Raw genomic sequence first — 309 nt, forward strand, 5'->3', positions numbered from 1 at the left:
GCGAGATGCCCGGGTTGAAGGTCATGCTGACCGTGAACGAGCCCTCGTTGAACGGCGGCAGGAAGGCGCGCGGCAAGTTCCAGGCGGCGATGCCGGCGGCGGCCACCGCGGCCGCGACGGTGCCGACCAGCAGGCCCTTATGCCGGAAAGCCACCCGCAGCAGGGCGGCGTTGCCGCGCTTGAGCAGCTTCAGCAAGCGGCTGTCGTGCTCCTCCAGGTTCCGGAGCCCCGGCAGCAGCCAGGACGCCAGCACGGGCGTCAGGGTGATGGAGGTGAGCAGGCTCGCCAGGATGGAGATGATGTAGGCCT

The 309-nt window shown here is 69.6% G+C and carries 1 protein-coding gene; it reads right to left on the minus strand.

The features are described from left to right. The coding region (locus AX737_RS11115; RefSeq protein WP_156453658.1) for an efflux RND transporter permease subunit at window positions 1-309 on the minus strand (309 nt) is incomplete at both ends.

The organism is Methylobacterium sp. CCH5-D2, assembly GCF_001556475.1.
Classification (GTDB): Bacteria; Pseudomonadota; Alphaproteobacteria; order Rhizobiales; family Beijerinckiaceae; genus Methylobacterium; species Methylobacterium hispanicum.